The organism is Streptomyces sp. 142MFCol3.1, from assembly GCF_000424945.1.
Classification (GTDB): domain Bacteria; phylum Actinomycetota; class Actinomycetes; order Streptomycetales; family Streptomycetaceae; genus Streptomyces; species Streptomyces siamensis.
The window spans coordinates 132,882-158,706 of the sequence record NZ_AUKV01000017.1 but is presented as its reverse complement, the minus strand read 5'-3'; the positions used below and the strand labels follow the sequence as shown (position 1 = coordinate 158,706).

At 73.6% G+C, this 25,825-nt stretch carries 20 protein-coding genes; 12 read left to right on the top strand and 8 right to left on the bottom strand.

All coding sequences use genetic code 11. From position 1 onward, the window contains the following. Window positions 1–58 precede the first annotated feature (58 nt). Genes H305_RS0125125 through H305_RS0125105 form a run of 5 tightly spaced genes read right to left on the bottom strand, consistent with a single transcriptional unit; the run spans window position 59 to window position 4,349 of the window. Window positions 59–1,267 carry a cytochrome P450 gene (locus H305_RS0125125; RefSeq protein WP_028802830.1) on the bottom strand — a complete coding sequence of 403 codons (1,209 nt, stop codon included), beginning with the start codon at window positions 1,265–1,267 and terminating at the stop codon, window positions 59–61. Continuing rightward, window positions 1,264–1,917, bottom strand: a complete 654-nt coding sequence (locus H305_RS0125120) for a GTP-binding protein (protein WP_028802829.1) — start codon at window positions 1,915–1,917, stop codon at window positions 1,264–1,266. Before H305_RS0125120 ends, H305_RS0125125 begins: the two co-directional genes overlap by 4 nt. Then, window positions 1,898–2,254, bottom strand: coding sequence for a DUF742 domain-containing protein (locus H305_RS0125115; protein WP_028802893.1), 357 nt, complete (start codon window positions 2,252–2,254; stop codon window positions 1,898–1,900). Before H305_RS0125115 ends, H305_RS0125120 begins: the two co-directional genes overlap by 20 nt. Continuing rightward, window positions 2,251–2,658, bottom strand: a complete 408-nt coding sequence (locus tag H305_RS0125110; protein ID WP_028802828.1) for a roadblock/LC7 domain-containing protein — start codon at window positions 2,656–2,658, stop codon at window positions 2,251–2,253. The genes H305_RS0125115 and H305_RS0125110 overlap by 4 nt, the downstream gene beginning before the upstream one ends. After that, window positions 2,655–4,349 (bottom strand): ATP-binding protein, encoded by a 1,695-nt coding sequence (locus H305_RS0125105; RefSeq protein ID WP_028802827.1) that lies wholly within the window; start codon window positions 4,347–4,349, stop codon window positions 2,655–2,657. Before H305_RS0125105 ends, H305_RS0125110 begins: the two co-directional genes overlap by 4 nt. A 207-nt stretch (window positions 4,350–4,556) precedes the next feature. Here H305_RS0125105 and H305_RS47040 point away from each other — a divergent pair, with 207 nt between their 5' ends. Together H305_RS47040 and H305_RS47035 are read left to right on the top strand one after the other, a co-directional pair. Continuing rightward, complete coding sequence (locus tag H305_RS47040) at window positions 4,557–7,808, top strand: FAD-binding and (Fe-S)-binding domain-containing protein (protein ID WP_420708128.1); 3,252 nt, start codon at window positions 4,557–4,559, stop codon at window positions 7,806–7,808. Window positions 7,809–8,236: 428 nt separating this feature from the next. Then, window positions 8,237–9,226: an EamA family transporter gene (locus H305_RS47035; protein WP_051370936.1), complete on the top strand. Its 990-nt coding sequence runs from the start codon at window positions 8,237–8,239 to the stop codon at window positions 9,224–9,226. A gap of 20 nt (window positions 9,227–9,246) precedes the next feature. Here the strand turns inward: H305_RS47035 and H305_RS47030 are convergent, their stop codons facing one another. Next, window positions 9,247–9,876, bottom strand: coding sequence for a hypothetical protein (locus H305_RS47030; protein ID WP_051370933.1), 630 nt, complete (start codon window positions 9,874–9,876; stop codon window positions 9,247–9,249). 183 nt (window positions 9,877–10,059) lie between these two features. On the opposite strand from H305_RS47030, the gene H305_RS0125085 reads away from it, so the two are divergent. The 8 genes from H305_RS0125085 to H305_RS0125050 all read left to right on the top strand — a co-directional run bounded on the left by H305_RS0125085 (window position 10,060) and on the right by H305_RS0125050 (window position 20,196). Next, the gene (locus H305_RS0125085) at window positions 10,060–10,854 is read left to right on the top strand and encodes a TIGR03084 family metal-binding protein (RefSeq protein WP_028802826.1); all 795 of its coding nucleotides are present in this window, start codon (window positions 10,060–10,062) and stop codon (window positions 10,852–10,854) included. Next, complete coding sequence (locus H305_RS0125080) at window positions 10,851–12,539, top strand: acyclic terpene utilization AtuA family protein (RefSeq protein ID WP_028802825.1); 1,689 nt, start codon at window positions 10,851–10,853, stop codon at window positions 12,537–12,539. The genes H305_RS0125085 and H305_RS0125080 overlap by 4 nt, the downstream gene beginning before the upstream one ends. Next, window positions 12,536–14,134, top strand: a complete 1,599-nt coding sequence (locus H305_RS0125075) for an acyl-CoA carboxylase subunit beta (RefSeq protein ID WP_028802824.1) — start codon at window positions 12,536–12,538, stop codon at window positions 14,132–14,134. Before H305_RS0125080 ends, H305_RS0125075 begins: the two co-directional genes overlap by 4 nt. A 10-nt stretch (window positions 14,135–14,144) precedes the next feature. Continuing rightward, entirely contained in the window at window positions 14,145–16,004 is a 1,860-nt protein-coding gene (locus tag H305_RS0125070) for an acetyl/propionyl/methylcrotonyl-CoA carboxylase subunit alpha (protein ID WP_028802823.1), read from the top strand. Between the two features lie 101 nt (window positions 16,005–16,105). Then, window positions 16,106–17,266 carry an acyl-CoA dehydrogenase family protein gene (locus tag H305_RS0125065; protein WP_028802822.1) on the top strand — a complete coding sequence of 387 codons (1,161 nt, stop codon included), beginning with the start codon at window positions 16,106–16,108 and terminating at the stop codon, window positions 17,264–17,266. Between the two features lie 28 nt (window positions 17,267–17,294). Continuing rightward, entirely contained in the window at window positions 17,295–18,860 is a 1,566-nt protein-coding gene (locus tag H305_RS0125060; RefSeq protein WP_028802821.1) for a 4-coumarate--CoA ligase family protein, read from the top strand. After that, window positions 18,857–19,591 carry an enoyl-CoA hydratase family protein gene (locus H305_RS0125055; RefSeq protein WP_028802820.1) on the top strand — a complete coding sequence of 245 codons (735 nt, stop codon included), beginning with the start codon at window positions 18,857–18,859 and terminating at the stop codon, window positions 19,589–19,591. Before H305_RS0125060 ends, H305_RS0125055 begins: the two co-directional genes overlap by 4 nt. Further along, a complete protein-coding gene (locus tag H305_RS0125050; RefSeq protein ID WP_028802819.1) occupies window positions 19,579–20,196 on the top strand; it encodes a TetR/AcrR family transcriptional regulator in 618 nt (205 codons plus the stop codon). Before H305_RS0125055 ends, H305_RS0125050 begins: the two co-directional genes overlap by 13 nt. Before the next feature lie 35 nt (window positions 20,197–20,231). Here the strand turns inward: H305_RS0125050 and pdxH are convergent, their stop codons facing one another. After that, window positions 20,232–20,870 (bottom strand): pyridoxamine 5'-phosphate oxidase, encoded by a 639-nt coding sequence (pdxH, locus tag H305_RS0125045; protein ID WP_051370947.1) that lies wholly within the window; start codon window positions 20,868–20,870, stop codon window positions 20,232–20,234. A gap of 501 nt (window positions 20,871–21,371) precedes the next feature. Between pdxH and H305_RS0125040 the strand changes: the two genes are divergently transcribed. Beyond that, window positions 21,372–22,472, top strand: a complete 1,101-nt coding sequence (locus tag H305_RS0125040) for a citrate synthase 2 (RefSeq protein WP_028802817.1) — start codon at window positions 21,372–21,374, stop codon at window positions 22,470–22,472. 31 nt (window positions 22,473–22,503) lie between these two features. On the opposite strand, the gene H305_RS0125035 is transcribed toward H305_RS0125040, so the two are convergent. Beyond that, window positions 22,504–23,559, bottom strand: coding sequence for an isopenicillin N synthase family dioxygenase (locus H305_RS0125035; protein ID WP_051370931.1), 1,056 nt, complete (start codon window positions 23,557–23,559; stop codon window positions 22,504–22,506). Window positions 23,560–24,371: 812 nt separating this feature from the next. Here H305_RS0125035 and H305_RS0125030 point away from each other — a divergent pair. Continuing rightward, on the top strand, window positions 24,372–25,754 hold the full coding sequence (locus tag H305_RS0125030) for a PAS domain-containing protein (RefSeq protein ID WP_028802815.1): 1,383 nt from the start codon (window positions 24,372–24,374) through the stop codon (window positions 25,752–25,754). The last annotated feature ends 71 nt before the right edge of the window (window positions 25,755–25,825 follow it).

Sequence of the window (25,825 nt, the reverse complement as noted above, 5' to 3'; positions counted from 1 at the left end):
GGGGACAGCCCCCGGACCCCGGCCGGAGGGAGCAGGTCGGCCGGGTGCGCGCGAGGTTTCAGCGCGCGGGTACGGGGGTGAACGTCACCGGCAGTCGGGTCAGGCCCCGCAGCCACGGGGAGGGGCGCCTGGTCAGCGATTCGGCGGGTACGGCCAGGTCGATGTCCGGCAGCCGGTCCAGCACGACCTCGATGCCGGTCCGCGCGATGACCTCGGCGACCTCCTGGGCCGGGAACGGGCAGCGGTGCTCGCCGTGGCCGAAGGAGAAGTGGGCGCTGTTGCCGCCGGTGAGGGCGGAGCCGTCGGTGCGGACCTGGGGGTCGGCGTTGGCGCCCTGGAGGCCGAGCAGCAGCAGGTCGCCGGCGCGGACCCGGCGCCCGCCGAGCTGAGTGTCGCGGGAGGCCCAGCGGCCCGCCACGTTCTGGGTCGGGGTGTCCTCCCACAGGACCTCGTTCATGGCCTCGCCGACGCTGTGCCGACCGCCGAACAAGGAGGCGGCGAAACGTTCGTCCGTGAGCATCAGACGCAGCGAGTTGCCGATCCAGTCGGCGGTCGGCTGGTGGCCCGCGGCCATCATGACCATGAGGTCCTGGACGATCTCCTCGTCCGTGAAGCCGGACGGGTCGGCGAGCATGCGGGAGACGACGTCGTCCGCGGGCTCGTCCTTCCGGTCGGCCAGCAGCTGAGTCATCGACGCGGCCAGGTGCTGCTGCCCGGCGAGTGCGCCCTCACGTCCGTTGATCATGTCGTTGAGGGCGGTGACGAGACCGGGGCCCTGTTCGTCGGAGAAGCCGTAGAGGCGGGCGAGGACGCGTACGGGCAGCAGGGCCGCGTAGTCCTCGACGATGTCGGTCTCGCCCTTCGTGCACACCGCGTCGATGAGCTCGTCGGCGAACTTCTCCGCGTGGCTGCGCAGTTCGAAGGCGTCGACGGCTTCGAGCGCGTTGCTGATCATCGCGGCGCGTTCGCGATGGCGCTCGCCGACGGTGTACAGGATGGAGGGCTGCCTGCGGCCGATCATCGGGAGCAGCGGCCAGTCGTCGGGGATGCGGTCCCACTGGTTCCACAGCTCGGAGTCCCGGCTGAACAACTGCGGGTCGCCGGTGACCTGGTGCAGCTCGCGGTAGCCCAGCACCAGCCAGGCCGGGATGTCGCCGTCGAGCACGACGGGTGCGACCGCGCCGTGGTCGCGCCGCATCTCCCGGTACAACTCGGCCGGTTCGGTCTGGAACCGGGGGCCGCTCAGCGGCACGGGGGCGGGGGTCACAGGGCCGGCTCCGGTGAGTTCGGGGCGCCTTGCGCTGCGGCGCCGTGAGGGGCGTAGAGGGAGGCGAGGTGTTCGACCAGGGTGATCAGCACCCGCTTGGCGGACTCCCGGGAGCGGGCGTCGCAGTCGATCAGCGGCACGTGCGGGTCGAGGTCGAGCGCCTCGCGTATCTGCGCGGGGGTGTGCGTGGGCCCGCCGAAGTCGTTGCAGGCCACGATGAACGGGGTGCCGTGGTGCTCCAGCCGGTCGATGGCGTACCAGGAGGCGTCGATGCGCCGGGTGTCGACGAGGACGACCGCGCCGAGCGTGCCGGAGAACAGCCGGTCCCACAGGAACCAGAAGCGCTCCTGCCCGGGCGCGCCGAACAGGTACAGCACGTTGTGGGCGTCCAGGGTGATGCGGCCGAAGTCGAAGGCGACGGTGGTGGCGGACTTGCCGCGCACCTCGCTGATGTCGTCGACGGCGGCACCGGCCTGCGTCATCGTCTCCTCGGTGTTGAGGGGACGGATCTCGCTGACGGAGCGGACCAGGGTCGTCTTGCCGACGCCGAAGCCGCCGACGATCACGATCTTCAGGCCGTTGTCGGCCGACGCCTGAAGGGGTGTACGGGCGCTCGCGGGCGCGAGGGCCTCAGAGGTTACGGAGTCCAACGAGCACCTGCTCCAGGATGTCGGGATCGGGGAGACCTGAGGGGACCGCGGCGTGCGGATGGCGGGCGCTGACCCGGCCCGCGGCGAGCAGGTCGGCGAGCAGGATGCGGGTGATGGAGACCGGCAGCCGCAGCTCGGCGGCGATCTCGACGACCGCCGTCGGCCGCTCGCACAGCCGCAGGATCGCGGCGTGCTCGGACTGCATGCCCGCCACCGGGTCGCACTCGGCGACCACCAGGGTCACGAGGTCGAAGGGGGTGTCGGGCCCGGACCGGCTGCGCCCCCCCGTGAGGGTGTACAGCCGGTCGGGCGCGTCGTCCCTGCCCGGCCGGCTCATGACGTACGGGGCTGCGCGCTCAGGTGTTCGCCGAGTTGCTCCACGAGTTCGCTCATGTTGTGCCCGACCAGACCCGCGTCGGCGTCCTCGGCGGTGACGACGGCGAGGTGCGCGCCGTCGCCCGCCTCCACGATGAACAGGACCCCGCCGTAGAACTCGGCCATAGCCGAGCGCACGCCGCCGCTGCCGTCGCCGAACTCGACGGACGCCCCGTGGGACAGCGACTGGATGCCGGCGGCGATCGCGGCGAGCTGGTCGGCCTGGTCGACCGAGAGCTCGGGGGTGCGGCACAGCTTCAGGCCGTCGCGGGAGAGCACGAGCGCGTGCCGTGCGCCCGGGGTGCGCTCAAGGAGGCCCTCGATGAGCCAGGAGAGCTTCTCGTCGGCGGTGGTGGTGCCGGTCATGGGGTGGTGTCGCCTTCCGGGTGCGAGTGCGGGGTCGAGTGGGTGGTGGGGGACGCCGTCGGTGCGACCGTCTCGTCGCGTGCGGCGTTCTCGGGCCCGTCGGGTGGTACGTCGGCCGAGGGGCCCTCCCGCCGTGCGGCCTCCGCGGCGCCGGCCGCGGCGCCGCGCACCGCGTCGCGGAAGCTGCCGAAGCGGGCGACGGCCCGCGCCTTGGCCTCGTCGGGGGTACGGGGCTTCGGCTCGGCGGCCGGGGGAGTGGCGTGCGAGCGGCTGCGCTCGGCGTGCGCGAGGGTCCGGCCGCGGCGGCGCTTGGGCAGGCCGCCGGTCGACGGGGACGCCGCTTCGTGCCGGGGCGAGTCATGGGTGGGGACCGGGTCCGGGTCGAGGTCCACGACGGCGCGGGCGGCGGCGTACGACACCTCGGAGCGCGCGGTGACGGCGGGGCGCGGCGCCGGCGCGGGCTCGGCGGGCAGCGGTGCGGACGGCTGGATCAGCAGGTCCTGGGGGATGAGCACCAGGACGCCCGTGCCGCCGCGCGCGGAGGGCCGGAAGGACACCGTCAGGCCGTGCTTGCGGGCGAGCCGGCCGACCACGGCGAGGCCGAGCCGGGTACCGGTGAGGCCACCGAGCTCGGCGACGTCGCCGGACACGGCGCGTTCGGCGCGGCGCAGCTGGACGTCGCCCATGACCAGGCCGCTGTCCTCGACGGAGACGATGACGCCGGCCGGGACCTCCTCGACGTACACGTGGACCTCTGCGGTCGGCGGCGAGAAGTTCGCCGCGTTGTCGAGGAGTTCGGCGAGCGCGTGCATCACGCCCTCGGCGGCGTGCCCGGCGACGGCGGCCTCGCTCGCGGAGTGCACGCGCACCCGCTGGTAGCCGCTGATGCGGCCCATCGCGCCGCGCAGGATCGACTCCATGACGATCGGGCGGGCCCAGCGACGGCCGGAGCGCGCGCCGGTGAGGACGGCGACCGAGTCGGCGAGCCGGCCCGCCTGCGCGGTGCGGTGGTCGAGGTGGAGGAGGTCGGCGAGGACGTCCTCGTCGGAGTGCCTCTCCTCCATGCCGCGCAGGTCGGCGAGCATGCCGGTGGCCAGCGCCTGCATGCGGCCGGCCGCGTTGGCGGTCGCCGAGATCGCGGCGGCCCGGTCGCCCGAGGCCTGCCGGGCGCGCTGCACCAGCTGCGCGTTCTCGTCGGTGAGACGGGCCTGTTCGGCGGTGAGCCGTGCCTGCTCGTCGGCCAGTTGCTGCCGCTCAACGGCGAACTGCTCGGCGAGTTGCTCCCGTTCCGACGCGAACTCCTCGGTCAGCCGGATGCGTTCGCGGGCGGCGGCCTCGGCGAGACGGGTCCGCTCGCGTGCGGCGTCGTCGGCGAGGCGGGCCCGTTCCTGGTTGAACTCCTCGGTCAGCCGGGCCCTTTCCTGGAGGAGCCGTCCGGCGTCCTCGGTCACGGTGCCGAGGCGGCGGCGCGCCAGTTTCGCGCTCCGCACGGCGTGTGCGGCCACCGCGACGGCCGCGCAGAGCAGGACCGCGGCGGTGCCGGTGCCCCAGGCGAGCGGTGCGCGCGCCGAGTCGGGCGCCAGGGCGACCGCGCAGGCCACCGCGAGGGCGGCCGCGACGGCGGTGATCAGCGGAGCGGGCGCGACGGCGCGGAAAGTGGGTCGTTCGCCGTGGGTGAGAGGCGGGGTCATCAATCGGTCCTCGGTCGTCTTCTGGGGCGAGAACGTGTCCTCGGTCGTGTCCTGGGCGAGAAGCGACACCCGGTGCTCAACTTGCGATCACTATATGAGAGTTCGTGATCGCATTGGGAAGGTTCTGGGAGCGGTTTCAGGATCCGGGCGCAAAACGGGATGCGCGGAGCACCGGTGGCACCGATGCACGGCGGCATCCTGGGAGGCATGACGGATCTCGGGAAGCAGGGGACACCGGTACCGGCGACCGACGCCCGGGCACTGCGGGAAGGGCTGCGCCGGGCGGTCCGCGGCGAGGTCGACTTCGGCACCACCGCGCGGGCGCTGACCACCATGGACGCGTCCAACTACCGCCGCGTCCCGCTCGGCGTCGTGTCCCCGCGCGACGCCGACGACGTGGCGGCGGCGCTCGCCGTCTGCCGCGCGCACGGCGTCCCCGTCGTGGCCCGCGGCGGTGGCACGTCGATCGCCGGGCAGGCCACGGGCACCGGCGTGGTCCTCGACTTCACCCGGCACATGAACGCGATCGTCTCGCTCGACCCGGACTCCCGGACCGCCGTGGTCCAGCCCGGCGTCGTCCTCGACCGCCTCCAGGAGGCCGCCGCGCCCTACGGGCTGCGCTTCGGCCCCGACCCGTCGACGCACGGCCGCTGCACGCTCGGCGGAATGATCGGCAACAACTCGTGCGGATCGCACTCGGTGGCCTGGGGCACGACCGCGGACAGCGTGCGAGACCTGTCGGTGATCACCGCGCGGGGCGCGCGCCTGAGGCTCGGCCGGGACTGGGCGGGCGCGCCGGACGGGCTCCGGGACCTGGTGGACGGTGAACTCGCGCGCCTGCGCACCGGCTTCCCGGACCTGCCGCGCCGTATCTCCGGCTACGCGCTCGACGCCCTCCTGCCGGAGCGCGGTGCGGACGTCGCCCGGGCCTTCTGCGGTTCCGAGGGCACCTGGGGAGTGCTGACGGAAGCGGCCGTACGGCTCGTGGAGGACCCGCCCGCGCGGGCGCTGGCCGTGCTCGCCTACCCGGACGAGAGCGCGGCCGCACAGGCAGCGGCCGGGCTGCTGCCGCACGGGCCGCTGACCGTGGAGGGGATGGCCGCCGATCTGGTGCCGGCCGGGGCCGGGCTGCCGCGCGGCGGGGCCTGGCTGTTCGTGGAGACGGGCGGGGTGTCCGGCGGCGAGGCCCGCGCGCGGGCGGACGCGATCGTGCGGGCCGCCGACGTGACGGACGCCCTCGTGGTCACCGACGCGGCCGGGCAGCGCGCCCTGTGGCGCACCCGCGAGGACGCCAGCGGCACCGCGACCCGGATGCCGGACGGCAGCGAGGCCTGGCCCGGCTGGGAGGACTGTGCGGTGCCGCCCGCCCGGCTCGGCGCGTATCTGCGCGACTTCCGCGCCCTGCTGACGGCGTACGGTCTGCGCGGCACGCCGTACGGGCACTTCGGCGACGGCTGCATCCATGTGCGCATCGACTTCGACCTCGTCAGCACGGCGGGGGTGGCCCGCTTCAGGAGCTTCTCGCAGGAACTGGCCGAGGTGGTCGTCTCGCACGGCGGTTCCCTCTCCGGTGAGCACGGCGACGGGCAGGCGCGGGCGGAGCTGCTGCCCCGGATGTACGGCGCCGGCATGGTCGGGCTCTTCGAGCGGGCGAAGGACCTCTGGGACCCGGACGACCTGCTCAACCCCGGCATGCTCGTACGGCCGCACCGCCTCGACGAGAACCTGCGGTTCGCGGCGCTGCCGGGCCGGCCCGTGGACGTGGAGTTCGGGTATCCGGCCGACGGCGGGGACTTCTCGGCGGCGGTGCGCCGCTGTGTGGGTGTCGCCAAATGCCGGACGACCGGGGCGTCGGCGAACGGCGTCATGTGCCCCTCCTTCCGGGCGACCGGCGAGGAGGAGCACTCGACGCGCGGGCGCGCCCGGCTGCTGCACGAGATGCTCGCGGGCGAGGTCGTGACCGACGGATGGCGTTCCACCGAGGTCCGCGACGCGCTGGACCTGTGCCTGTCCTGCAAGGGCTGCCGGTCGGACTGCCCGGTCGGCGTCGACATGGCCACGTACAAGGCGGAGTTCCTCCACCACCACTACGCCGGGCGCCGCCGGCCCGCCGCGCACTACGCGATGGGCCGGCTGCCCGTGTGGCTCGCCGCGGTGTCCCGTACGCGTTCCGCCCGGCTGGTGAACGGCCTCGCCTCCGTACGTCCGTTCGTCGCCGTCGCCAAGCGGCTGGCCGGGATCGCGCCCGAGCGGGAGATCCCGCGGCTGGCGGCGGAGACGTTCAGCCGCTGGTGGACACGACGGTTCAGGGACCGGGTGAAGGCGTTCGTGCGCGCGCGGCGGCGGCCGGGAGCGCGACCGGCCTTCCCGGGGTTCGGCGGCACCGTCGTGGTGCTCTGGCCGGACACCTTCACCGAGCACCTGTCGCCGTCCGTGGGGCGGGCGGCCGTCCGCGTCCTGGAGGCGGCCGGGCTGACCGTCCTGCTGCCACCGACGAAGCGGATGACTCCCGGTCCGGCCGGGAAGCGCCGGCCGCGGCGGCCGGACGCGAGCGATCGGCCCGGGGGGCCGGGGATCGGGGCGCCCGGCGGGAGTGACCGGATCGGGTCGGGGGCTGGGGAGTTCGGGGGGAGTGACCGGATCGGGTCGGAGGCCGGGGCGTCCGGCGGGAGCGGAGGCCGGCCGCGGACCGGGGGCTCCGACGGGAGCGGAGACGGGCTCCGGACCCGGCGGGGGCCGGTCGGCGACGGAGTGACGCGCGGGCCGGCCGGCCTCTCGCTGCTTCTCGCACGCCGCCGCAGCCGCGTCTGCTGTGGGCTGACGTACGTCTCCACCGGACAGCTCGACCGGGCCCGGGCCGTGATGCGCCGCTCGCTCGACCTGATGGAGCCGTACCTGGAGGCGGAGGGCATCCCGGTCGTCGTCCTGGAGCCCAGCTGCGCCGCCGCCCTGCGCACCGACCTCCCGGAGCTGCTGCACGACGACCCTCGCGCGGCGCGGCTCGCGGCGTCGGTGGTGACGTTCGCCGAGGCCCTGGAGCGGCACGCCCCGGACTGGACCCCGCCCCGGCTGGACCGCCCGGTCGCCGGTCAGACCCACTGCCACCAGCACGCGGTGCTCGGCGACGCCGCCGACCGCCGGCTGCGCGAGGCGGCCGGGCTGACCGGCACCCTCGCGGGCGGCTGCTGCGGTCTGGCCGGCAACTTCGGCTTCGAGAGGGGCCACTACGAGGTGTCCAGGGCCTGCGCGGAGGAACAGCTCCTCCCGGCGGTGCGCGCGGCCACGGACGACACGCTGCTCCTCGCGGACGGCTTCTCCTGCCGCACCCAGCTGCGACAACTGGCGGACAGCGGGGCACGGCACCTCGCCGAGGCGCTGGCGGACGCACTGCCCGGCCACGGAGGAGATCCCGCGGCCGCAGCCTCTCCGCCGGATCCGGGCGGCTCGGGTCGCCCGTAACCCGACGCGGGCGACTCGGGGTCCGGGGCAGGCCGCGCGGGTCGCGACCGGAGTCGCCGGGATCCGGTCCGGGCCACCGGGGATCCCATGCGGGCCGCTCGGGTCGCGACCCGAGTCGCCCTGAACCCGAGTCGCCCTGAACTCGAGGCGGGCCACCCTGAACCCGCTGCGGACCGCCCGGCACCCGCCCCGGGCCGCCCCGCGCCCGAACCCGGCACCTTCGCACCCGCCCCGGGCCGCCCCGAACCGGACGGCGGCCGGGGTGCGGGCACGCGTGCCCCCGCGGCTGCCTAGGGGGCCCGGCGGGCGTCGCCATTCGCACCGTGGGACAGTTCCGTCATGGGTTCACACGCCTGACCAAGTCCATTACTCTGGACTGGTAAGTGCAGCGTGATGAACGATCCCGCGTCGATCCCCTGGAAGGTCCCGTGAACACCCCCAGCGCCGTCCCGTCCTCCCCGGCCTCGGTCGCACCCGCGATGGCTCCCGCGCCCGGTGCGCCCACGGCGGGCGGACCGGGCCGACGGGGCGCCCTCGGGCCCGTGGGACTGGTCCTCGCCGGCGGCATCTCCGTGCAGTTCGGCGGCGCCCTCGCGGTGAGTCTGATGCCGCGGGCCGGCGCGCTCGGCGTGGTGACCCTGCGGCTGCTGGTGGCGGCGGTCGTGCTGCTCGCGGTCTGCCGCCCCAAGATGCGCGGGCACTCGCGCGCCGACTGGGGGACCGTCGTCGTCTTCGGTCTGACGATGGCCGCGATGAACGGCCTCTTCTACCAGGCGGTCGACCGGATCCCTCTGGGCCCCGCCGTCACGCTCGAAGTGCTCGGCCCCCTCGCGCTCTCCGTGCTCGCCTCCCGGCGCGCCGTGAACCTGGTCTGGGCCGGCCTCGCGCTCGGCGGGGTGTTCCTGCTCGGCGGCGGAGGGTTCAGCAGCCTCGACCCGGCCGGTGTGGCCTTCGCACTCGGCGCCGGCGCCATGTGGGCGGCGTACATCGTCTTCAGCGCCCGTACGGGCAGGCGCTTCCCCCAGGCCGACGGGCTCGCCCTTGCCATGGTGGTCGCGGCGGTGGCCTTCCTGCCGCTGGGGATCGCCGAGTCCGGCCCGAAACTCCTCGTCCCCACCACGGTGGTGCTGGGCGCGGCGGTGGCCGTCCTCTCCTCGGTCCTGCCCTACACACTCGAACTCCTCGCCCTGCGGCGGCTGCCCGCCTCCACCTTCGCCATCCTCATGAGTCTCGAACCGGCCGTCGCCGCCACCGCGGGCTTCCTCGTCCTCGGTCAGGCCCTGTCGGTCACCCAGTCCCTGGCGATCGCCCTGGTCATCGCGGCGAGCATGGGGGCGGTACGGACGCAGGTGGGCCGCGGGAGGGCCAAGGGGCTGGAGCAGGAGCCGCTGCCGGCGGCCGGGGGGTCCGCGGGCTGAGCGTCCCGCGGCGCGCCGGTTCAGCTCGTGCGCCGCGAAGGACCCGGACTGCCGGACCGCCGCTCGTGCTCGCCGAACCACAGGTGCGGCGCCCGCGCATGGGCCGACGCGGCCAATGCGCGTCCCCAGCGGCGGCCGGAGTACGTCGGGATCCCGATCCGGTAGCGGCGCTCGGGCAGGCCGGGGCGCAGCGGCTCGTCCCGCACGACGAGCGGCCGGAGCACGGGGTCGTCGGCGTCGACGTCGCCGTACGGGCACAGTTCGAGGCTCATGACCTTCCGGCCCGCTCTCGCGCTGCCCTTGTGCGCCCAGTAGAGGCCGACGCCGGCGAGCGACTGCCACGGCACCGCCGCGTACCGCTCGGGGCTGTGCCACCACCACACGCCGTACGCGTCGAAGGCGAGCAGGGTCCGGCGCCCCGCCCACAGCGCGTAGGACATCAGCGCCCCCAGTCCGCCCCAGAACAGCAGCCACACCACGGCGAAGACCCACCGTCCGGCGCCCGCCCCGTCCTGCGCCGCGGTGACGGCCAAAGGGAGCGGGGCGAGGCACAGGGCGATCAGCGTGCCGGGCAGTCCGGTCCGCAGCCGCCGCATGCCGAAGCGGTGGACGGTGGCGTCGGGACCGGGACGGGAGGGGGTGGGAAGCATGGCGGCAGAGCGTATCCGGGTGACCTGATCACGACAAACTCCCCGCTTCGTACCGGATTCCCGCGCGCGCTCCGGCCGTTACGCCCGCCGCGGCCGCGAGAATTAATGCAAGCATGCTTGCTTGTTTCTGTGGTCGCTGACATGCTCCGGGGCACACAACGTCGTGCCCCGAGGGAGCGCATCGTGTCCGACGCGTCGTCAGTGATCGACGATCTGCAGCAGGAGAGCGAGGAACTCGACCGGCTGGTCGGGGAGTTGGAAGCGGACCGGTGGGCACTCGACACACCCGCCGCGGGGTGGACCGTCGCCCACCAGATCGCCCACCTCGCCTGGACCGACCACTCCGCACTGCTCGCCGTCACGGACGCGGACGCCTTCCACGCTTTGGTCGAGAAGGCGCTCGCGGCCCCCGACTCGTTCGTGGACCAGGGGGCCGAGGACGGTGCCCGGCTCGCGCCCGCCGACCTGCTCGCACGGTGGCGGGACGGCCGGACCGCGCTCGACCGCGCCCTGCGCGAGGCCCCGGCCGGCGCCCGCTTCCCCTGGTACGGGCCGCCCATGTCCACCGCCTCCATGGCCACCGGCCGGCTCATGGAGACCTGGGCCCACGGCCAGGACGTCGCCGACGCGCTCGGCGTGGTCCGCGCCCCCACCGACCGGCTGTGGCACGTGGTCCGCATCGGCGTCCGGGCACGGAACTTCGCGTTCGGCGCCCGCGGACTGCCCGCCCCCGCCGAAGAGTTCCGGGTGGAAGTCACCGCGCCCTCCGGCGCCTTGTGGACCTACGGCCCCGAGGACGCGGCCCAGCGCGTCACCGGTCCCGCCTTCGACTTCTGCCTCCTGGTCACCCAGCGCGCCCACCGCGCCGACCTCGCGCTGCGCGCCGACGGCACCGACGCCGACCGCTGGCTCGACATCGCCCAGGCCTTCGCGGGCCCGCCCGGCACCGGCCGCGCGCCGCGGGAGACGGCCCGGTGAGCGCCCCGGCAGCCCCGCTCCGCATCGGCAACGCCTCCGGTTTCTACGGCGACCGCTTCGACGCCGTGCGCGAGATGCTCACCGGCGGCGAACTGGACGTCCTGACCGGCGACTACCTCGCCGAGCTGACCATGCTCATCTTGGGCAGGGACCGCCTCAAGGACCCGGCCGCCGGCTACGCCCGCACGTTCCTGCGGCAGTTGGAGGACTGCCTCGGCCTCGCCCACGAGCGCGGCGTGCGCATCGTCACCAATGCAGGGGGGCTCAACCCCGCCGGACTCGCCGACGCCGTACGGCAGCTGGCGGACCGGCTGGGCATCCCGGTGCGCGTCGCCCACGTCGAGGGCGACGACCTCACCGCGGAACATCCCGGCAGTCTGGCCGCGCACGCCTACCTCGGCGGCTTCGGCATCACCGCCTGCCTGCGGGAGGGCGCGGACGTCGTGGTCACCGGGCGGGTGACCGACGCGGCCCTGGTCACCGGGCCGGCCGCAGCCCACTTCGGGTGGGGGCCCACGGACCACGACCGGCTCGCGGGCGCCGTCGTCGCCGGCCACGTGCTGGAGTGCGGGACCCAGGCCACCGGCGGCAACTACGCGTTCTTCCGGGACGGCGACGTGCGCCGGCCCGGCTTCCCGCTGGCGGAACTCCACGAGGACGGCAGCTGCGTCATCACCAAGCACGACGGCACCGGCGGCTTCGTCGACGTCGGCACGATCACCGCGCAACTGCTCTACGAGACGGGCGGCGCCCGGTACGCGGGACCCGACGTCACGGCCCGGCTGGACACCGTACGGCTCGGCCCGGACGGCCCCGACCGCGTCCGGATCGAGGGCGTGCGCGGCGAGGCGCCGCCACCGACCCTCAAGGTCGGCCTCAACAAGCTCGGCGGCTTCCGCAACGAGGTCGTCTTCGTCCTCACCGGACTCGACGTCGAGGACAAGGCCGCGCTCGTCCGCGAGCAGATGACGGACGCGCTCGCCAAGTCGCCGCCCGCCCAGGTGCGGTGGGAACTGGCCCGTACCGACCGGTCCGACGCGGACACCGAGGAGACGGCGAGCGCGCTGCTGCGGCTCGTCGTGCGGGACCCCGATCAGCAGACCGTCGGGCGCGCGCTGAGCGGCGCGGCCATCGAGCTGGCGCTCGCCAGCTACCCCGGCTTCCACGTGGTGGCGCCCCCCGGCAAGGGTGCCCCCTACGGCGTCTTCGAGGCCGTGCACGTTCCCCAGGCGGCCGTCGCCCACGCGGCCGTCCTGGACGACGGGCGCAGGATCCCGGTGCCCTGCGCGCCGGACACCCGCGTCCTCGACGAGGTCCCGGACCCCGTCCTGCCCGACCCCCTGCCGCCGGGGCCGACGCGCCGCGCGCCGCTCGGCCGGGTCGCCGGCGCCCGCAGCGGGGACAAGGGCGGCAACGCCAACGTGGGCGTGTGGGCGCGCACGGACGACGCCTGGCGCTGGCTGGCCCACGAGCTGACGGCCGACCGGTTCCGGCAGCTGATGCCCGAGAGCGCCCCGCTGACCGTCGTCCGGCACGTCCTGCCCAACCTGCGCGCCCTCAACTTCGTCGTCGAGGGGATCCTCGGCGAGGGCGTCGCCTCCCAGGCCCGCTTCGATCCCCAGGCCAAGGCCCTGGGCGAATGGCTCCGCTCCCGTCACCTGGACATTCCGGAGAGCCTCCTGTGACCGTCCTTCCCACGGCGCTCGACACCAAGAGCCCCGAGTACGCGGCCCACCGCGAGGCGATGGCCGCCAAGCTCGCCGAACTGGAGGGCGAGCACGCCAAGGCCCTCGCGGGCGGGGGTGAGAAGTACGTCGCCCGGCACCGCGCGCGCGGCAAGCTGCTCGCACGCGAACGCATCGAGCTGCTGCTGGACCCGGACACCCCCTTCCTGGAGCTGTCGCCGCTGGCGGCCTGGGGCAGCGAGTACACGGTCGGCGCCTCCCTCGTCACCGGCATCGGCGTGGTCGAGGGGGTCGAGTGCCTGATCACGGCGAACGACCCGACCGTGCGCGGCGGCGCCAGCAACCCGTGGAGCCTGAAGAAGGCCCTGCGGGCCAACGACATCGCGCTCGCCAACCGGCTGCCCTGCATCAGCCTCGTCGAGTCGGGCGGCGCCGATCTGCCCTCGCAGAAGGAGATCTTCATCCCCGGGGGCGCGATCTTCCGCGACCTCACCCGGCTGTCGGCGGCGGGGATCCCCACCGTGGCGGTCGTCTTCGGGAACTCCACCGCGGGCGGCGCGTACGTCCCCGGCATGTCCGACCACGTGATCATGGTCAAGGAGCGGGCCAAGGTCTTCCTCGGCGGGCCGCCGCTGGTGAAGATGGCCACGGGCGAGGAGAGCGACGACGAGTCCCTGGGCGGCGCCGAGATGCACGCGCGCGTGTCGGGACTCGCGGACTACTTCGCCGTCGACGAGGAGGACGCGCTGCGGCAGGCCCGTCGCGTGGTCGCCCGCCTCAATCACCGCAAGGCGTACCGCGATCCGGGCCCGGCCACCCCGCCCAAGTACGACGAGGACGAACTGCTCGGGATCGTTCCCGGCGACCTCAAGCACCCCTTCGACCCGCGCGAGGTGATCGCCCGGATCGTCGACGGCTCGGACTTCGACGAGTTCAAGCCCCGCTACGGGACCAGCCTGACGACCGGCTGGGCCGCCCTGCACGGGTACCCCGTCGGCATCCTCGCCAACGCCCAGGGCGTGCTCTTCAGCGCCGAGTCCCAGAAGGCCGCCCAGTTCATCCAGCTCGCCAACCAGCGCGACATCCCGCTGCTGTTCCTGCACAACACCACCGGCTACATGGTCGGCAAGGAGTACGAGCAGGGCGGCATCGTCAAGCACGGCGCCATGATGATCAACGCGGTGAGCAACTCCCGGGTCCCGCACCTGTCGGTGCTCATGGGGGCGTCGTACGGAGCCGGGCACTACGGCATGTGCGGGCGCGCCTACGACCCGCGCTTCCTGTTCGCCTGGCCGAGCGCCAAGTCGGCGGTCATGGGCCCGCAGCAGCTCGCGGGCGTCCTGTCCATCGTCGCCCGGCAGTCGGCCGCGGCGAAGGGACGGCCGTACGACGACGAGGCCGACGCGGCGCTGCGCGCCATGGTGGAGCAGCAGATCGAGTCCGAGTCGCTGCCGATGTTCCTGTCCGGCCGGCTGTACGACGACGGGGTCATCGACCCGCGCGACACCCGCACCGTCCTCGGCATGTGCCTGTCCGCGATCCACACGGCGCCCTACGAGGGCGTGCGCGGTGGCTTCGGCGTCTTCCGGATGTGAGGTCCCTCCAGTGATCAGCTCAGTCCTTGTCGCCAACCGGGGCGAGATCGCCTGCCGTGTCTTCCGCACCTGCGGGGAACTCGGGATCCGGACCGTCGCCGTGTACTCCGACGCCGACGAGAACGCCCGGCACACACGCATGGCGGACGCGGCGGTGCGGCTGCCGGGCGCGGCCCCGGCACAGACGTATCTGCGCGCCGACCTGATCGTGAAGGCGGCGCTGAACGCGGGCGCGGACGCCGTGCACCCCGGTTACGGCTTCCTCTCCGAGAACGCCGACTTCGCGCGCGCCGTCCTCGACGCCGGCCTCGTGTGGATCGGACCGCCGCCCGGGGCGATCGAGGCGATGGCCTCCAAGACCCGCGCCAAGCAGCTGATGGGCATCGAACCCCTCGCGTCCGTGACGGACGGCGACCTGCCCGTGCTGGTGAAGGCCGCCGCGGGCGGCGGAGGACGCGGCATGCGGATCGTGCGGGACCTGGCCGACCTGGACGCGGAACTGGCGGCGGCACGCGCCGAGGCACTGAGCGCGTTCGGCGACGGCGAGGTCTTCGTCGAGCCGTACGTGGAAGGCGGCCGGCACGTCGAGGTGCAGGTCCTCGCCGACACGCACGGCACGGTGTGGGCGCTCGGCACCCGCGACTGCTCCCTCCAGCGCCGTCACCAGAAGGTCGTCGAGGAGGCGCCGGCGCCGGGCCTGGGCGACGAGCTCGCCGCCGAGCTGCACGCGTCGGCCGTGCGCGCCGCCCGCGCCGTCGACTACGTGGGCGCCGGGACGGTCGAGTTCCTGGTCGCGGACGGGCGGGCGCACTTCTTGGAGATGAACACCCGCCTCCAGGTGGAACACCCGGTGACGGAGGCCGTGTTCGGCATCGACCTGGTGGCCCTGCAGATCCGGGTCGCCGAGGGCGGCGCCCTGGAGGACGAGCCGCCCCGGGCGCGGGGGCACGCGGTCGAGGCCCGCCTGTACGCGGAGGACCCGGCACGCTCCTGGGCCCCGCAGACCGGGGTCCTGCACCGCCTCGCCGTCCCGGACGGCGTCCGCCTGGACACCGGGTACGCCGACGGCGCCGAGATCGGCATCCACTACGACCCGATGCTCGCCAAGGCGGTCGCCCATGCCCCCACGCGCGCCGAGGCCGTGCGGAAACTGGCGGGCGCCCTGGAGCGGGCGACCGTGCACGGCCCGGTCACCAACCGGGACCTCCTCGTCCGCTCCCTGCGGCACCCGGAGTTCGCCGAGGCCCGCATGGACACCGGGTTCTACGACCGTCATCTGGACGAGCTGACCGAGCCCGCCCCCGACCCGTACGCGCCGCTGGCCGCGGCGCTCGCCGACGCGCACGGCCGGTCCCGGTTCGGCGGCTGGCGCAACGTGGCCTCGCAGCCGCAGGTCAAGCGTTACCTGATGGCCGGCACCGAGCACGAGGCGCGCTACCGCCACACCCGCGAGGGCCTCGCGGCCGACGGGGTGCGCGTGGTGCGCGCCGACGACTCTCTCGTCGTCCTCGAAGTCGACGGTGTGCGGCGGGACTTCGCGATCGCGCGCCACGGCGACCAGGTCTTCGTGAACGCCACCGCGCTGACCGCGCTGCCGCGCTTCCGGGACCCCACCGCCCAGCAGGACCCGGGCTCGCTGCTCGCACCCATGCCCGGAACCGTCGTACGCGTCGCCGAGAACCTGGCCGTCGGCGCCTTCGTACGGGCCGGGGAAGCGCTGCTGTGGCTGGAGGCGATGAAGATGGAGCACAAGATCTCCGCGCCCGCCGCGGGCACGCTCACGGCCCTGCACGCGGCCCCCGGCCGGCAGGTCGAGGTGGGCGCGCTGCTCGCGGTCGTGCAGCCGGCCCCGCAGGACGACACCCCGTGAACGCCCCGGTGCGGCGGCCCGCGCCGCCGCATCGCGCGCGACCCGCCCGGACCGCGTGACCCGTCATGAACCAGCCGTACTTTCCGTCTTCAGGAGGCTCCATGAGTTCCGCCGTCGAGACCGAAGAGCACAAGGCACTCCGTTCCGCCGTGGCCGCCCTGGGCGCGCGCTACGGCCGCGACTACCTCGCCAAGGTCGTCGCCGACGGGGGGCACCCGGACGAACTCTGGTCCGAGGCGGCCAAGCTCGGCTACCTCGGCGTGAACCTGCCCGAGGAGTACGGCGGCGGGGGCGGTGGCATAGCCGAACTCTCCATCGTCCTGGAGGAGCTGGGCGCCGCCGGCTGCCCCCTGCTGATGATGGTCGTCTCGCCCGCCATCTGCGGCACCGTCATCGCACGGTTCGGCACCGAGGAGCAGAAGCGGCGGTGGCTGCCCGGACTCGCCGACGGCACCCGCACGATGGCCTTCGGCATCACCGAGCCCGACGCGGGCTCCAACTCGCACCGGATCACCACCACGGCCCGCCGGGACGGCACCGACTGGGTTCTCACCGGCCGGAAGGTGTTCGTCTCGGGCGTCGACATCGCCGACGCGACGCTCATCGTGGGCCGCACGGAGGACGCGCGGACGGGCAGCCTGAAGCCCTGCCTGTTCATCGTTCCACGGGACGCGGAGGGCTTCGGCCGCCGGCCCATCGACATGGAACTGCACGGCGCGGAGAAGCAGTTCGAGCTGACCCTGGACGACGTGCGGCTGCCCGCCGACGCGCTCGTCGGCGACGAGGACGCCGGCCTGCTCCAGCTCTTCGCCGGCCTCAACCCCGAGCGGGTGATGACGGCCGCGTTCGCGATCGGCATGGGCCGGTACGCCCTCGCCAAGGCCGTCGGGTACGCGCGCGAGCGCACCGTGTGGAAGGCGCCCATCGGCGCCCACCAGGCCATCGCGCACCCCCTGGCGCAGTCCCACATCGAACTCGAACTGGCCCGCCTGATGATGCAGAAGGCGGCGTACCTGTACGACCGTGGGGACGACGTGGCGGCCGGAGAGGCGGCGAACATGGCCAAGTACGCGGCCGGAGAGGCCTGCGTACGGGCCGTCGACCAGGCCGTCCACACCCTCGGCGGCAACGGCCTCACCCGTGAGTTCGGCCTCGCCTCCCTGATCACGGCCTCGCGCGTGTCTCGCATCGCGCCGGTGAGCAGGGAGATGATTCTCAACTACGTCTCCCACCAGACCCTGGGTCTGCCCAAGTCGTACTAGGACCTGGCGAGCCGCTCTAGGAGGAACCGTGTTCCGCAGCGAGTACGCAGACGTCCCGGCCGTCGAGCAACCCATCCACGAGGCCGTCCTCGGCGGGGCCGCCGAGCGCGGCGACACGCCCGCGCTCGTCGACGGTGTCGACGGCACCACGCTCACCTACGGCCAACTCGACCACTTCCACCGCAGGCTGGCCGCCGCGTTCGCCGAGGCCGGCGTCCGCAAGGGCGACGTGCTGGCCCTGCACAGCCCCAACACCATCGCCTTCCCCACGGCGTTCTACGCGGCCACGCGTGCGGGGGCCTCGGTCACCACCGTGCACCCGCTCGCCACGGCCGAGGAGTTCGCCAAGCAGCTGCGGGACAGCGCGGCGAGCTGGATCGTGACCGTGTCCCCGCTCCTGGAGACCGCCCGCCAGGCGGCCGAACTCGTGGGCGGGATACGGGAGATCTTCGTCTGCGACCAGGCGCCGGGGCACCGTTCGCTGATCGAGCTGCTCGGCAGCACGGCGCCTGAGCCCCAGGTGGACATCGACCCCGCCGAGGACGTCGCGGCACTGCCGTACTCCTCGGGCACGACGGGCGTCCCCAAGGGCGTGATGCTCACCCACCGGTCCATCGCCACCAACCTCGCACAGCTCTCGCCGTGCATGCCGATGGGCCCCGGCGACCGCATCCTCGCCGTGCTGCCCTTCTTCCACATCTACGGCCTGACCGCCCTCATGAACGCGCCCCTGAGGCAGGGCGCCACCGTCGTCGTGCTGCCGCGCTTCGACCTGGACACCTTCCTCGCGGCCATCCAGAAGCACCACATCACCGGTCTGTACGTGGCCCCGCCGATCGTCCTGGCCCTCGCCAAGCACCCGGCCGTCGCGCAGTACGACCTGTCGTCCCTGAAATACATCATCTGCTCGGCCGCGCCGCTGGACGCCGCCCTGGCCACCGCCTGCTCGCAGCGGCTCGGACTGCCGCCCGTCGGCCAGGCGTACGGCATGACGGAACTGTCGCCCGGCACGCACGTCGTCCCGCTCGACGCCGCGAACCCGCCTCCCGGGACCGTCGGCAAGCTGATAGCCGGCACCGAGATGCGGATCGTCTCCCTGGACGACCCCGGCAAGGACCTGGGCGTCGGCGAGGCCGGCGAGATCACCATCCGCGGACCCCAGGTCATGAAGGGCTACCTCGGGCGCCCCGACGCCACCGCCGCGATGATCGACGCGGACGGCTGGCTGCGCACCGGGGACGTCGGCCATGTCGACGCCGACGGCTGGCTCTTCGTCGTCGACCGCGTCAAGGAACTCATCAAGTACAAGGGCTTCCAGGTCGCGCCCGCCGAACTGGAGGCGCTGCTGCTCACCCACCCCGGCATCGCCGACGCCGCCGTCATAGGGGTCTACAACGAAGACAACAACGAAGTCCCGCACGCCTTCGTGGTGCGCCAGCCGTCCGCACCGGACCTCACCGAGGGAGAGGTCATGATGCACGTCGCCGAACGCGTCGCCCCGTACAAGCGGGTCCGCATGGTCACCTTCGTCGACGGGGTCCCCCGGGCCGCCTCCGGGAAGATCCTGCGCCGTCAGCTGCGGAGCCTTTCATGACCGTCGTGCACGCGGCACACGACCGCGCCGTCACCACGCTGACCCTCGACTCGCCCGCCAACCGCAACGCCCTGTCGGCCGTCCTCGTGGGCGAACTCGCCGACGCGCTCACCCGGTGCGGCAAGGACGACGGCGTGCGCGCCGTCGTCCTCACCCACACCGGGAACACCTTCTGCGCGGGCGCCGACCTGCGCGACCCGCCGCACCCGGACGCCCTCGTCGGACTGCTGCGGCAGATCGTCGAGCTGCGCAAGCCCGTGGTGGCCCGGGTGACCGGCCATGTGCGGGCGGGCGGGCTCGGCCTGCTCGGTGCCTGCGACATCGCGGTCGCGGGGGAGGGAGCGAGCTTCGCCTTCACGGAGGTGCGCATCGGCGTCGCACCCGCCGTGATCTCCCTCACCCTGCTGCCTCGCACCGACCCGCGCGCTCTCGCCCGGCACTACCTCACCGGCGAACGCTTCGACGCCGCCGAGGCCGTCCGCACCGGTCTGCTGACGGCCACCGGCCCCGACGCCGACGAGGTGCTCGCCCCGGTCCTCGATGGTGTGCGCCGGTCCTCGCCCCAAGCTCTCGCCGAGACCAAGGCGCTGCTCACGGCTAAGGTGCTGGAGACCTTCGACCGGGACGCGGCCGGGCTGACCGCGCTCTCGGCCCGGCTGTTCTCCTCCGCGCAGGCCGCCGAGGGGATGACCGCCTTCCTCGAACGACGGGATGCCGCATGGGTGGTGTGAGCACGACGGAACACGTCGGGCGTCTTCCGCATGTCCCCAAGCAGGACCGCAGCCGGGCCACCCGGCAGCGGCTCCTGGAAGCCGCCGTGGCCTGCCTCGCCGAACACGGCTGGGCGGGCTCCACGGTCTCCGTCGTCGCCGAGCGCGCCGGGGTCTCCCGGGGCGCCGCCCAGCACCACTTCCCCACCCGCGAGGACCTGTTCACCGCGGCCGTCGAGTACGTCGCCGAGGAACGCTCCACCGCCCTGCGCGCCCTCTTCCCCGACGGCGCCGCCGACCGCCGGGTCGTGGTGGCCGCCCTCGTCGACCTCTACACCGGGCCGCTCTTCCGCGCCGCCCTGCACCTGTGGGTCGCCGCCTCGAACGAGGACCAGCTGCGGACGCGGGTCACCGAGCTGGAGGCCCGCGTCGGCCGTGAGAGCCATCGCATCGCGGTCGACCTGCTGGACGCCGACGAGTCCCGGCCGGGCGTGCGCGAGACGGTGCAGGGCCTGCTCGACATGGCCCGCGGTCTCGGCCTCGCCAACCTCCTCACCGACGACGGGGCCCGGCGGGCGCGGGTGGTGGAGCAGTGGGGAGCACTGATGGACCAGGCACTGGACTGAGGCCGCGGGCCGGAGCCCCGGGCCCCGCCCGTCCCTCAGGGGCTGAGGCGCTCCACCCGCCAGCTGCCGTCCGGTTCGGTCACGTAGCGGAGCCGGTCGTGGAGCCGGTTCTCACGGCCCTGCCAGAACTCGACGGCCTGCGGGGCGACGCGGAAACCGCCCCAGTTGGGCGGCACCGGGACCTGCTCGCCCTCCGGGTACCGGGCACTCAACTGCGCGTAGGAGGACTCCAGTTCGTCCCGCGCGGCGATGACCGAGGACTGCTCGCTGGCCCAGGCGCCGAGCTGCGAGCCGTGCGGGCGGGTGCGGAAGTACGCCGCGGTCTCGTCCCGGGCGGTGCGCCGCGCCGTGCCGGTGACGATCACCTGCCGGGCCATGGGGTGCCACGGGAAGAGCAGCGAGACGTACGGGTTCTCGGCCAGCTCGCGGGCCTTGCGCGAGCCGTAGTTGGTGTAGAAGACGAAGCCCTGCTCGTCGTACTGCTTGAGCAGCACGGTGCGGGAGCTCGGCCGGCCGTCGGCGTCCGCCGTCGCGACGACCATCGCGTTCGGTTCGTGCACGAAGCCGTGCACCGCCGCCTGCGCGGCCTGCCTGAACCAGTGGCCGAACTGATCCATGGGGTGTGCCGCGAGATCGTCCTCGGTGAGGCCCTCGGCGCGGTAGTGCGCGCGCATCGCGGCGGGGTCGACGGCCAGTTCCTCCTCGGCGGCATCTGCGGCTTCGGCGGCACGCTGGACGAGGGGTTCGGCGGCGGAGTCGTCCGGGAAACGATCGTTCACGCGGTCATCTTGCCGTATACGCGGCCCTCCCCGGAGAGGAGTGTGGTTCATCACTGCGTGGCACTGAGTGCCGCACACTCTCCCCAAAGGTGGCACCCGGGGATATCGTGCTGCTGCCGTTCCGGTTGGATGACCGCCAGCCGCACGGGGCATCACCGGGGTGAGACCGCTTCGGACCGCGAGTCGCAGAGGGCTGTTCGGACGATTTCCGAGATCTTTCGGGAATTGCCCGGAGTCTTCGCCGCCGACCGTGGAACCGGACCGGCCGGTCGAACGACCATCGGCCGTCGCCCTGTCGTCCACGCCTGACACATGGTCGCGCGAACCCACGTACAGCCAGTACGTGCCGTACACCCCACAACGCCATCTGTCGCACACGTCACGAGGAGCCGCCTGATGTCCGACTTCGTACCCGGACTCGAAGGAGTCGTCGCGTTCGAAACGGAGATCGCCGAACCGGACAAGGAGGGCGGCGCACTCCGGTACCGGGGCGTCGACATCGAGGACCTGGTCGGGCACGTCTCGTTCGGGAACGTGTGGGGTCTCCTCGTCGACGGCGCCTTCAACCCCGGCCTGCCGCCCGCCGAGCCGTTCCCCATTCCCGTCCACTCCGGCGACATCCGCGTCGACGTGCAGTCCGCGCTCGCGATGCTCGCCCCCGTCTGGGGCCTCAAGCCCCTCCTCGACATCGACGAGGAGCAGGCCCGCGACGACCTCGCCCGGGCCGCCGTCATGGCGCTGTCGTACGTCGCCCAGTCCGCCCGCGGCCAGGGCCTGCCCATGGTCCCGCAGAGCGAGATCGACAAGGCCCACTCCGTGGTCGAGCGGTTCATGATCCGCTGGCGCGGCGAGCCCGACCCCAAGCACGTGGCGGCCGTGGACGCCTACTGGACGTCGGCGGCGGAGCACGGCATGAACGCCTCCACCTTCACGGCCCGCGTCATCGCGTCCACCGGCGCGGACGTGGCGGCGGCGCTCTCCGGAGCGGTCGGCGCGATGTCCGGGCCGCTGCACGGCGGCGCGCCCTCCCGCGTCCTCGGCATGATCGAGGAGATCGAACGCACCGGGGACGCCGAGGCCTACGTCAAGCAGGCCCTCGACAGGGGCGAGCGCCTGATGGGCTTCGGCCACCGGGTGTACCGCGCCGAAGACCCCCGCGCGCGGGTGCTCCGGCGCACCGCACGCGAGCTCGGTGCCCCGCGCTTCGAGATCGCCGAGGCCCTGGAGAAGGCGGCGCTCGCCGAGCTCCACGCCCGCCGCCCGGACCGCGTCCTGGCGACGAACGTCGAGTTCTGGGCCGCCATCATGCTCGACTTCGCCGAGGTCCCGGCGCACATGTTCACCTCGATGTTCACGTGCGCCCGTACCGCCGGCTGGTCGGCGCACATCCTGGAGCAGAAGCGCACGGGCCGCCTGGTGCGCCCCTCCGCGCGCTACGTGGGCCCTGCCGCGCGCGGCCCGCAGGAGATCGTCGGATACGAGGACATCGCGCACTGACGAGCGCCGGGTCCCACTCGCACGCCGGTCGTCACGCGGGGGTGAGCAGCCCCGCGTGATGCCGGGCGGCGACCAGCGGGTGGGCGCGCAGCTTCCCCTTCAGCTCGTTGAAGCCGTACTCCGCGAAGAGCGGGTTGTCCGGATCCGTCGTCACGCCGGGGGCGGCGGACGCGTACGGGAAGGGCAGCGGCTCGATCCGGGCGTCCAGCCGGGGGTTGTAGAAGAACGGCACCGAGAACCGCTCGGTGGCCCCGGGGGGACTCACCACCCGGTGGTTGGTGGCCAGCAGGTACCCGTTCGTGGCCACCTCCAGCAGCTCACCCAGGTTGACGACGAAGGCACCCGGCAGCGGCGGCACGTCGTGGAACAGCCCGTCCTCCCGCTGCACCTGGAGCCCGCCCACCTGGTCCTGGAGCAGCAGCGTCAGGAAGCCGTAGTCCTTGTGCGCGCCGACCCCCTGGTCGGCGCCTTCCCCGGCGTTGCCGGGGTAGCGCACCAGTTTCAGGTGCGGATGCGCCCGCTGCCCGAAGACCGGATCGTAGAAGCCGGCCGGAGCCCCGATCGCGGTCAGCAGCTCGCGCAGCAGCCGCTCGGCGACCGAGCTGAGCCGGTCGATCCAGGCGAGCGCCGCGGTGCGCAGTTCGGGCAGCGCGGCGGGCCACTGGTTCGGGCCCTCCAGCCACCAGTAGGCGGGCTCGCCGGGGCCCGGCACGTGCGGGGCCCGCTCGGCCCCTATGTCCAGCTGGTCACGCCAGTCCCGGCTGCCGCCCGTGCGCTCGTCGCCGGTGCGGGTGTAGCCGCGGAAGTGCGGCGAGTTCACGTTGTCGAGGGCGAGCCGGTCGGTCTCGGGGAGGGCGAAGAACCGGTGCATCGCCCGCAGCAGCGCGCCGGTCTCCTGCTCGCTCACCCCGTGCCCGACGAGCTGGAAGAAGCCCACGTCGTGGGCTGCGCTGTGCAGCTGCGCGTGCAGCAGGGCGCGGGCATGGGGTCCGCGGTCGGCCGCGGACAGATCGATGATCGGAAGCTGCCGGGAGCCGTGCTGCGGCCCGGGCAGGCGGTGGTTCGGGGAAGACGTGTACGTCGTCATGAGGTGCGTCCGCAGGGTGTACGGGTGCCCGGGCGGCCGCCGGGGGTGGGGCGGGGGGCCACGGGTGCCAGACGGAAGAGGAGGCCGTGCGAAGAGGGGCTGGGTCAGGCAGAGCGCCGACAGCCCATGCTCGTGACGCGCACGAAGTCCACGTGGCGGCGTCGAACGAGCATCGGAAGCATGGCCCAAGAGTACTGCGGGCCTTCGGATACGAGTGTGTCCCGCCTCACACCCCGTGAAATCACCCGCGGACGGGTACGGAGCGCGGGTCCGGCGGTCCCGCGGACGAGGGTGCCGGGCGGGGAACGCCCCGTGAAACGCAGACGACCTGTGGGCTCGGGTCCCTCCGCCTCGCGGCGAAGGAGCCGGCCGGACGTACCGGCGAGCCCACAGGTCGGGTGACTGCTTGGGATTGGGGCCGGCTGCACGCTCGATTCACGTGCTGGTCCGGCACCGCACTGGATGTGGTGACGGGCCGCTAGCCCGCAGCCACCTCACGCGTCCGGTTTCCATACATCTGCCGAACCACCTCCCTTCTCGTGTGCACCACACACTAGGAACCGATCCCGCACGCTTCAACCGTTTTTCTGGAAAGTATCCGCGGCACCCGTGCGGGGCGTTCCCGCAGGCCCGGTGCGGTGGCCGGGAAGGTCATGGGTTTCTGGGGCGGGCGGGACGGAAATCCGGCGTACAACGATTTCGTCCAATCTTTGGGGAAGGTGATGTGGGCTGGGTCACGTTCGAGTTGAATGATTGCCAGTGAGTGAACTGTCGCGCCGTACGTGCGGACACACAGCCTGCAGGGGGTCCAGGTGAGTGCTTCCCGGCGTAGTGGGACCACCGACGAGCTGGGGCCCGACGAGCCCGAGCGGGACGGTTCGGATCTGCTTGCCGCGCTGTTGGACGGGATGGACGCGGCGCTGTGCGCCTTCGACGCCGACGGCGTCGTCACCCACTGGAACCGCGAGGCCGAGCGCATCCTGGGCTGGACCGCCGCCGAAGCCGTCGGACGGCACGGTTTCGCCGGATGGGCGGTGCGCACCGCGGACGCCGAGGAGGTCGAGGCGCGGCTGCTGTCCGCCATGCAGGCACCGGGACGGCAGGTCCACGAGTTCGCCCTGCTGACCAAGGAGGGCGGCCGGGTGCTTGTGCGCACCCAGTCCGCCGCGGTGCGCGGACCGGACGGCAAACCCGCCGGCGTGTACTGCGCCTTCAGCGAGGTGCACGCCCAGATCGACCTCGAACGGTCCATCGCGCTCAGCGAGGCGCTGTTCGAGGACGCCAGCTGGGGCGTCGTCCTCGTCGACGCCGACTTGCGGCCCGCCGTCGTCAACGCCCACGCCGCGCGAGCCCTCGGGACCGGCCGTACGTCCCTGCTCGGCCGCCCCTTCGGAGAACTGCTCTCCCAGGGCGTCGAGGACCTGGAGGGTGCGCTCACCCATGTGCTCGCCGAGGGCGCCCCGCCGGCGCCCGCCGAGATGTGGGTGGGCCTGCGGACCCCGGAGGGCGAGAAGCGGCGCTGCTGGCGCAGCGGGTTCGTGCGTCTCGCCTCACCGCTCGCCGAGGAGCCCGTACCGCTCGGCGTGGGATGGCTCTTCCAGGACGTGACGGAGGCCAAGCAGGCCGAGCAGGAGGCGGCTCAGCTGCGCTTCCGCGCCAACCAGCTGCACCGCGCGGCACGGGCCGCCGCCGAGTGCGAGGACCCGGCGGAGGCCGCCACCGTCCACCTCGACTTCGCGCTCGCCGGCTTCGCCGACCACGCGCTGATCGACCGGGTGGCGGGCGGCTCGCTGCGCGACGGGGAAGGCCCCGTCCGGCTCGTCAGGGCCGCCGCCACGCCCTCGGGGGCACCCGGCCCGAGCATGCCGACCGGCAAGGCGGGACTGCCCGTGCGCTACGGGGACGGGCATCCCGCGCTCCAGTGCGTGGACCGCGCCGGGTCCGTACGGGCCGGCGCGGGTGCCGGCGGGACCGAGCAGGCACGCGAGTGGGCCGTGGCCCGCCAGTGGCCGCCGGACTCGGTGCACGCGCTGTGCGTGGTGCTGCGCAGCCGGGGACGGACCCTGGGCGTCGTGACGTTCCTGCGGAGCGCGGGACGCAGCCAGTTCGAGCGCGCGGACGCCACGTACGCGGAGGACGTGGCCGTACGGATCGCGATGGCACTGGACCTGGAGGGACTGCTGGCGAGCGAGTAGGGCCCGGTCCGGCGGCCTGCGTGCCCGCAGGAGCGAGACGCCCGAACTGTCGGGCGGGCCCGGTCTCGCCG